Source organism: Janthinobacterium sp. CG_23.3, assembly GCF_046115965.1.
GTDB lineage: Bacteria > Pseudomonadota > Gammaproteobacteria > Burkholderiales > Burkholderiaceae_D > Janthinobacterium.
This window is the reverse complement of the sequence record NZ_JBJXIB010000186.1, coordinates 1-7,660: the sequence shown is the minus strand read 5'-3', so window position 1 is coordinate 7,660 and position 7,660 is coordinate 1. Positions and strand designations below refer to the sequence as shown.

At 62.2% G+C, this 7,660-nt stretch carries 7 protein-coding genes and 1 pseudogene; all 8 read left to right on the top strand.

The window, feature by feature from the left end:
* Positions 1–458: 458 nt before the first annotated feature.
* Positions 459–1,628 carry a glycine betaine/L-proline ABC transporter ATP-binding protein gene (locus ACFDR9_RS26165; RefSeq protein ID WP_026132809.1) on the top strand — a complete coding sequence of 390 codons (1,170 nt, stop codon included), beginning with the start codon at positions 459–461 and terminating at the stop codon, positions 1,626–1,628.
* Positions 1,621–2,466 (top strand): annotated as a pseudogene (locus ACFDR9_RS26160) (ABC transporter permease); the annotation flags it as partial. The gene ACFDR9_RS26165 and the pseudogene ACFDR9_RS26160, both read left to right, overlap by 8 nt.
* Positions 2,467–2,608: 142 nt before the next feature.
* The gene (locus ACFDR9_RS26155) at positions 2,609–3,583 is read left to right on the top strand and encodes a GlxA family transcriptional regulator (protein WP_409032865.1); all 975 of its coding nucleotides are present in this window, start codon (positions 2,609–2,611) and stop codon (positions 3,581–3,583) included.
* Positions 3,584–3,806: 223 nt separating this feature from the next.
* Positions 3,807–4,748, top strand: coding sequence for a choline ABC transporter substrate-binding protein (locus ACFDR9_RS26150; protein ID WP_017876393.1), 942 nt, complete (start codon positions 3,807–3,809; stop codon positions 4,746–4,748).
* A 290-nt stretch (positions 4,749–5,038) separates the two neighbouring features.
* Positions 5,039–5,221 carry a hypothetical protein gene (locus ACFDR9_RS26145; RefSeq protein WP_409032864.1) on the top strand — a complete coding sequence of 61 codons (183 nt, stop codon included), beginning with the start codon at positions 5,039–5,041 and terminating at the stop codon, positions 5,219–5,221.
* A 42-nt stretch (positions 5,222–5,263) separates the two neighbouring features.
* Positions 5,264–6,289 carry a PoNe immunity protein domain-containing protein gene (locus ACFDR9_RS26140; RefSeq protein ID WP_409032863.1) on the top strand — a complete coding sequence of 342 codons (1,026 nt, stop codon included), beginning with the start codon at positions 5,264–5,266 and terminating at the stop codon, positions 6,287–6,289.
* Positions 6,290–6,360: 71 nt separating this feature from the next.
* Positions 6,361–7,095, top strand: a complete 735-nt coding sequence (locus ACFDR9_RS26135) for a substrate binding domain-containing protein (RefSeq protein WP_409032862.1) — start codon at positions 6,361–6,363, stop codon at positions 7,093–7,095.
* A gap of 137 nt (positions 7,096–7,232) precedes the next feature.
* The coding region (locus ACFDR9_RS26130; RefSeq protein WP_409032861.1) for a contractile injection system protein, VgrG/Pvc8 family at positions 7,233–7,660 on the top strand (428 nt) is incomplete at its 3' end.

Genomic DNA, 7,660 nt, shown 5'->3' with positions numbered 1-7,660 from the left:
CTTCGCCCTTGTCACCGCATGCCCTTTGTATGGTTTTATGCGTTTTTGTTTCTGCTTTTCTCCTTTCTTTTTCTCCTTTCCTCCCTTTCCCCCCCCCCCCCCCCCGCCGCCGGCCATCAGGCCCGTCAGCAGCAGCGCCGTGCCGAACATGCCGGCTCTGTTCTTCTTCATTGGATATCCTCCTGGGTGGGTGCGGGCGGAAACGGTATTTGTTTACCAGCCACCAATTCTGCGTCCAGCGGCGCGCTTCGCTGCCGCTCAATTGCGACCGAAAGCGCTCTGCAAACGACATGCGCCGGCGCCGCACACGGGCGGTAGATGTCGCGTTTTGACCACATGTCGCTTTCAGGATGATTTATGTCGCCCTTCCATTACGGTTTTGTTACTAAACATTTATATTAGTTAGCTATCGAGAAGCTATTCGCCAAGATATGGATCACCCTGAGGAGGGCAGCAATATGCCAAGCGGCAAGGTTGTAATAGAAAACTTGTACAAGATTTTTGATCCCCGTCCGGGCGACGCCCTGGCGCTGCTGAAACAGGGCGTCAAAAAAGAAACGGTTTTTGCGCAGACCGGCAAGGTAGTCGGCGTCAACGACGTCTCGTTCACGGTCAAGGAGGGCGAGATCTTCGTCCTGATGGGTTTGTCCGGTTCGGGCAAGTCGACCTTGATCCGCTTGATCAACCGCCTGGTCGACCCGTCCGACGGCAAGATCTTCGTCGACGGCCAGGACGTCGCCAAGCTGACGTCGCGCCAGTTGCTGCAACTGCGCCGCAGCGACATGAGCATGGTGTTCCAGTCGTTCGCGCTGATGCCCCACCGTAACGTGCTCGACAACACCGCCTTCGGCCTGGAAATCGCCGGCGTGCGGCGCGCCGAGCGCGAGGCGCGCGCCGGCAAGGTGCTGGAACAGGTGGGACTGGGGCCGTACGCGAAAAAATACCCGCACCAGTTGTCGGGCGGCATGCAGCAGCGCGTCGGGCTGGCGCGGGCGCTGGCGGTGAACCCCTCGCTGATGCTGATGGACGAGGCCTTCTCGGCGCTGGACCCGTTAAAGCGCAAGGAAATGCAGGGGCTGCTGCTGAACCTGCAAAGCGAACAGCGCCGCACCATCATCTTCGTCTCGCACGACCTGGAGGAGGCGCTGCGCATCGGCAACCGCATCGCCATCATGGAGGGCGGCCGCCTGGTGCAGGTCGGCACGCCGCAGGAAATCATCGAAAACCCGGCCGACGACTACGTGCGCGCCTTCTTCAAGAGCGTCGACACCTCGCGCTACCTGGTGGCGGCCGATTTGATGGACAGCGCCGGCATCCCGGTGCTGACCAAGGGCCAGGCCCGCGGCGGGCAGGTGGCGTGGCAGCCGTGGCTGGCCTTCGTCAACCAGGACCGCAAATGGATAGGCCTGATCAACGCCGACGTGCTGGCCGCCTGCAACGACCCGCACCAGGCGGTGCTGCCGGAACACGCGGCCGTCTCCGAAACCACCTGTCTGCGCGACATCCTGCCGCAACTGATGAAGCACCCGGCCCCGCTGGCCGTGCTCGACAGCGGCGGCGCCTACCTCGGCGTCATCACGGCCGCCAGCGCCCTGCGCAAAATCTCCCTGGGAGCCAACCATGCCTGATTTCCTGCACCGATTCCTCGACCACCCGCGCGACTTCCTGCCCATCGGCAAATGGGTCAACCAGTTCATCAACCACCTGCTCGACACCAACAGCAGCGGCTTCGACGCCATCGGCCAGGGCATCAACCGCTTCGCCGAGCTGATCGAACAGGGGCTGCAGGCGCTGCCGGCCTGGCTGATGATCGCGCTGTTCGTCGGCGTCGGCATGTGGCGCCTGTCGTGGCGCTTCGGCGTGTTTGTCGCCGCCTCGCTGCTGCTGATCGTCGGCATCGGCTTCTGGCCGCAAACCGTCGTCACCCTCGGGCTGACCTTGTCGGCCACCGTCATCAGCCTGGCGCTGGGGGTGCCGCTGGGCATCTGGAGCGCCAAATCGAACCGCGTCAACGCCCTGACCCGGCCGGTGCTCGACTTCATGCAAACCATGCCGGCCTTCGTCTACCTGATCCCGGCGGCGATGCTGTTCGGCCTGGGCCGCGTGCCGGGCATCCTGGCCACCGTGATCTTCGCGATGCCGCCGGCGGTGCGCCTGACCAGCCTGGGCATCCGGCAAGTCAACAAGGAGCAGGTCGAGGCCGGCTGCGCCTTCGGTTCCAACGCCTGGCAACTACTGTTTAAAGTACAATTGCCCATCGCCCTGCCGGCCATTATGACGGGCGTCAACCAAACCATCATGATGGCGCTGTCGATGGTGATCATCGCCTCGATGGTCGGTGCAGGCGGCCTCGGCAACGACGTGCTGGCGAGCATCCAGCGCCTCGACGTCGGGCTCGGTTTCGAGAGCGGCCTGAGCGTGGTGCTGCTGGCCATCATTTTAGACCGTATCACCGAAAGCTTCGGCGGCGGCAACGCGCCGCAACAAACCTGACCACGCCAGCCCCCCGGGCCGCGCGGGCGGCCCGATCACTACAGGAATTGCCATGTCTCCCCAAGAAATTTCAGCGATCTCGCGCGTCGGTTTTCTGGTTTTGAATAATTTTTCAATGATTGCCTTTGCCAACGCGCTGGAACCGCTGCGCATGGCCAATTACCTGAGCAGGAAAAACCTGTACAGCTGGTTTGTCATCAATGCGGACTCGGCCGACTCGACCGACTCGACCGGCCCGGCCTCGGGCGCGGCCAGCAACGGCCTATCGCTGTCGCCGATGTACCGGGCCGACGAGGCGCCGCCCTGCGACATCCTGTTCGTCTGCGGCGGCACCCATGTGCGCGAAGCCGTCACCAACGACGTCGTCAAGCTGCTGCGCGTGTACGCCGGCCGCGGCACCCCGCTCGGCGGCCTGTGCACCGGCACCTTCGCACTGGCCAAGGCCGGCCTGCTGAACGGCTACCGCTGCGCCATCCACTGGGAGAACCTGGCCTCGATCCGCGAGGAATTCCCGGCCATCCTGTTCTCCTCGGACCTGTTCGTCATCGACCGCAGCATGTTCACCTGTACCGGCGGCACCGCGCCGCTCGACCTGATGCTCAACCTGATTCGCCTGAAGGGCGGCAAAAGCCTGGCCTCCGACGTCTCCGAGCAATTCAGCGTCGAGCGCATCCGCGACCAGAAGGACCAGCAGCACATCCCGCTGCTGTCGCGGGTCGGCTTCGGCCACGAGGCGCTGCTCGACGCCGCCGTCTTCATGGAAATGAACATCGAGGAGCCGTTCGCGCTCGACGTGCTGGCCGAACAGGTCGGCCTGTCGCTGCGCCAGCTGGAACGGCTGTTCAAGCGCTACCTGAACATCACGCCGGCGCAGCACTACCTGAACCTGCGGCTGCGGCGCGGCCGCGAATTCCTGCTGCAGACCAACATGTCGGTGATGGAGGTGACGGTGGCTTGCGGCTTCCAGTCGTCGTCGCACTTCTGCAAATCGTACCGCTCGCTGTTCGGCTACGCGCCCAGCCGCGAACGCCACCAGGACCACTCGCTGCCGCCGGCGCCGCCGCCCGCCGCCGTGCGAAGCGCCGCCTGAAATACTTGCGTGGGTCGGGTTAGCCCGCCCCCGTTACACGCGTGGGCAACCCGACGACGTTGGCCCAAAATCCGCCGCCCTGCGCGGCGGCGAAAAACCACAACTGCGCGTCGCCGCAATGCAAGTCCGACATCGTCAAGCGGCCCATCCTGTAGCTGAGTCACCGGCGCGCCACCCAGCGCGCCACCGAAGCCGCCACCATCATTTGGAGAAGTTCATGAGAATGCCGAAATCACTCGCCACGCTGGGTTCCGCCGCCCTCGTCCTGACCGCGCTGCCGGCCGCCGCGACCGAGCCGGCCAGCTGCCGCACCGTGCGTTTCGCCGACGTTGGCTGGAGCGACATCGCCGCCACCACCGGCATCGCCACCGTGGTCATGGAAGGTCTCGGCTACCGGCCGACGACGACCCTGGCGTCGGTGCCGATCGCCTTCTCCGGCATCAAGAACAAGCAGATCGACGCCTTCCTCGGCTACTGGAACCCGTCGATGACGCCGATCATCGCGCCGTTCCTGAAGGCCGGCCAGATCAAGGTGCTGGAGCGGCCCAACCTGGTCGGCGCCAAATACACGCTGGGCGTGAACAGCATGGCCTCCGAGGGCGGCATCAAGACCTTCGCCGACATCGCCAAATACCACAAGGAACTCGACGGCAAAATCTACGGCATCGAACCGGGCAACGACGGCAACGCGCTGATCCAGCGCATGATCGACAAGAATGAGTTCGGCCTGAAGGGCTTCAAAATGGTCGAGTCGAGCGAGGCCGGCATGCTGGCCGAGGTGCAACGCTCGGCGCGGCTGAAAAAATGGATCGTCTTCCTCGGCTGGGAGCCGCATCCGATGAACGTGCAGACCAAGATGGCCTACCTGGAGGGCGGCGACACGGTGTTCGGCCCCAACTTCGGCGAAGCCAAGGTCTACACCGCCGTCGCCACCGACTACCAGGCGCGCTGCCCCAACGCGGCCAAGCTGATCGGCAACCTCGAATTCAACACGGAGATGGAAAACCAGGTGATGGTGACGATCCTCGACAAGACCAACCCGGTCGCGGCGGCGCGCGAATGGCTGAAGAAAAACCCGGCGGTACTGCAAAAATGGCTGGTCGGCGTCACCACCTACGACGGCGCCGACGGCCAGGCCGCCGTCAGCAAAGCACTCGGCCATTGAAGCGGCGGGCGACGCCGCGCTGGCGGCGCTGGCTGCGCATGGCCTGCGCGCGCGCCGCCAAATTCATCCGCGCCCACGGCAAAGAGCCGGGGCCGGACCCGCGCGGTGCGCCCCCGGGCTTGCGCCGCTGGTTTTGACCCGCTGGACTAGTTGGCCATAAGCAAACTAGTTGCCGTCTCAATCGAATCACGCTTGTGCAAGCTCCCTTTCTGAGGTGTAATGCTAAACAATAAATATTATTCAAATTACATTCAGGTGTGCGCCCTGCGGCACCGCGGGAGTATTGCCAGATGCCGCAATCGTCCAATTCCACGCCGCTGTCCTCCAGCCTGCAAGCCTTGCTTGGCGCCTTCACGCAAAGCACCCGCCTGCTGCAACTGACGACACCGCTCGGCCCCGACAAATTACTGGTCGAATGCCTGCGCGGCGAGGAAGGCCTGAGCCAGGGCTACTCGCTCAAGGTCGCCAAGTAAACGGAATAAACCAATTCCCCCCAAGAAAAAAGGTACCTAGGCATGGAAAATTTGCCATTTCATGACCGGCGTCGACAGCAATTCCTCTACGAAGAGTTATACAATAAAACACGTGCAAATCAACTTGCGATAATTGACGTTGAACTTGCTAACAAAAAAATCGCTGATTCAACGCAGGAAAATTCTTCAGTTCATCATTTTTTATATTTGGAAATGTTTTGGATCTGGATGCTCGACTACACTGCGGGCGTACCGATTGATGAGCTAGCTCCGCGCATGTCGGGCATCGTGGATGCGTTCGAGACGTGGAATAAAGTCGATCAGTTTTATCAACAGGAAGCCGCGCTTAAGTTTCCAGAATTTGGTCCATACAAATACGCGGGGGCACCGGATTTTCCAATTCTTTCCGACTACGAGGATACTCTGCAACTGCTCAGCATTGCCATATTGCTCCGCGATCGGCGTTCGATCAAGCGCATCATCCACATGCTACGCAGCCATCGCAGCCAAGACGGTCTGTTCGAGCAATTAATTGGTGGGTATGTCGAGGATGAGCAAGCGCTCGAAACCTGTGTCCTCGGCAAGCCCTACGACGTCCTCTTACAAGCGTTCTATGAAGGGGATGAAAAAGCCACGCTCGACCTGGTCAAGAAGTACCTGAAGCAATGGTATCCGGCCATGAAAGATCATCCGCGTTGGTACGACGAGCATCTGAAGGTTAACGAAGAAGGCTATTCTGGTTATTATGGTTACTGGGCATTCGAAGCGGGTGCGACGGTCTTTCTACTCGACTTGGACGACAGCGAAATCGACCATTTAGTTTATCCGAAAGACCTAGTGAACTATGCTCGGAAATTAAGAGCAGAAGGCCGCTATACAAGTCAGGAGACAGAAGCATTAGTTGTAACCAGCCGCATCGAAGGCGGACAGCCCTGCCCTAAAACCGGTTTCTGGGAAACACCGGCCAAACTGTACAGCCGCAATCATTTTAAGCAAGGCGATATCATGTCGATCTTCGCCGACTCCGCTTACGGCCAAACGATTTGGCAATGGAGTACAAACCAATAATCAGAAAACGTCCACGCAACGCCGAGCCGACCCTGTGTCGAACTGCTGACGTTCATGTCGACGCCCCACTGGTGGTTGCAGCTGGAATTGCAGTACCTGGCGCGCGACATGAAGCCACAAGTCGAAGGAGTGCGTGGACCGCTCAAGGCCCCGCCGACCGCGCCGCCGCCGAGCAGCAGGCGCGCCCCGCCGGCAGCCTGCGCGTCAACGCGCCGATGGCCTTCGGCGCGCTGGAACTGGCGGCCTGGCTGCCGCCATTCCTCGCCCGTTACCCCGAACTGCGCATCGACCTGGTGTGCAACGACCGCATCGTCGACCTGATCGAGGGCGGCTTCGACGTCGCCCTGCGGCTGGCGAGCAAGCTACCCGACTCGACGCTGATCGCGCGCCGCCTGGCCAGCAGCGGCGTGGCGCTGGTGGCGGCGCCAGCCTACCTTGAGCGGCACGGCGCGCCGCGCACGCCGCAAGAGCTGTTGGCGCACAACTGCCTGAGCTACACCCTGGCGGCGCAACCGCGCGATTGGGACTTTACCGGGCCGGACGGCGCGGCCCACCACGTCAGCGTACAGGGCAATCTGCAGGCCAACACCGGCATCGCGTCAGCGGGCTGGGCATCGCGGCCGCCGCGGCATTCATCGTCCGCGACGAACTGGCGCGCGGCGAGCTGGTGCGGGTGCTGCCCCACTTACGCCATCGCGCCGCGCGAACTGTACGCCCTGTATCCGCAGAACCGCCACCTGTCGCCGAAGGTACGGGCCTTCGTCGACTTCGCCGCCGAGCTGTACCGGACGCGCCGCTGGGACTGAACCTCCCCATATTGATATCGGTCAAGGCTGTCTCGAACGAATCTCCCTTGTGCCAGCAGCATTTCTGATGCTTAATGCCATGTGAAGAATATTGCTTTATTTTCATCTCAAAGTGCGCCACACGGGAGTAGTGCCAAATGCCACAGTCATCCAGCCTGCAAGCCTTGCTTGGCGGCTTCACGCAAAGCACCCGCCTGCTGCAACTGACGACACCGCTCGGCCCCGACAAATTACTGCTCGAATGCCTACGCGGCGAGGAAGGCCTGAGCCAGGGCTACTCCCTCAAGGTCGCGGCGCTGTCCAGCGACGCCCGCATCCCCCTGAAATCGCTGATCGGCCAGCCCGCCCGCGTCGACCTGCTCACCAGCGCCGCCGGCGCCGCCCGGCGCCCCTTCCACGGCCACATCACGGCGGTGGAAATGACCGAGGCGAACGGCGGCTTCGCCCGCTACGCGCTGACCATCGAACCGTGGACCGCCTTCCTGGCGTTGAACCAGGACAGCCGCATCTTCCAGGACATGACGGTGTGCGACATCCTCGACGCCGTCTTCGCCCCCTACTTGGG

Bases quoted from the DNA above. Each gene is read 5' to 3' on its own strand.
- ACFDR9_RS26150 (WP_017876393.1), top strand. From the start codon at position 3,807: ATGCCGAAATCACTCGCCACGCTGGGTTCCGCCGCCCTCGTCCTGACC.
- ACFDR9_RS26165 (WP_026132809.1), top strand. From the start codon at position 459: ATGCCAAGCGGCAAGGTTGTAATAGAAAACTTGTACAAGATTTTTGAT.
- ACFDR9_RS26145 (WP_409032864.1), top strand. From the start codon at position 5,039: ATGCCGCAATCGTCCAATTCCACGCCGCTGTCCTCCAGCCTGCAAGCC.
- ACFDR9_RS26140 (WP_409032863.1), top strand. From the start codon at position 5,264: ATGGAAAATTTGCCATTTCATGACCGGCGTCGACAGCAATTCCTCTAC.
- ACFDR9_RS26155 (WP_409032865.1), top strand. From the start codon at position 2,609: ATGATTGCCTTTGCCAACGCGCTGGAACCGCTGCGCATGGCCAATTAC.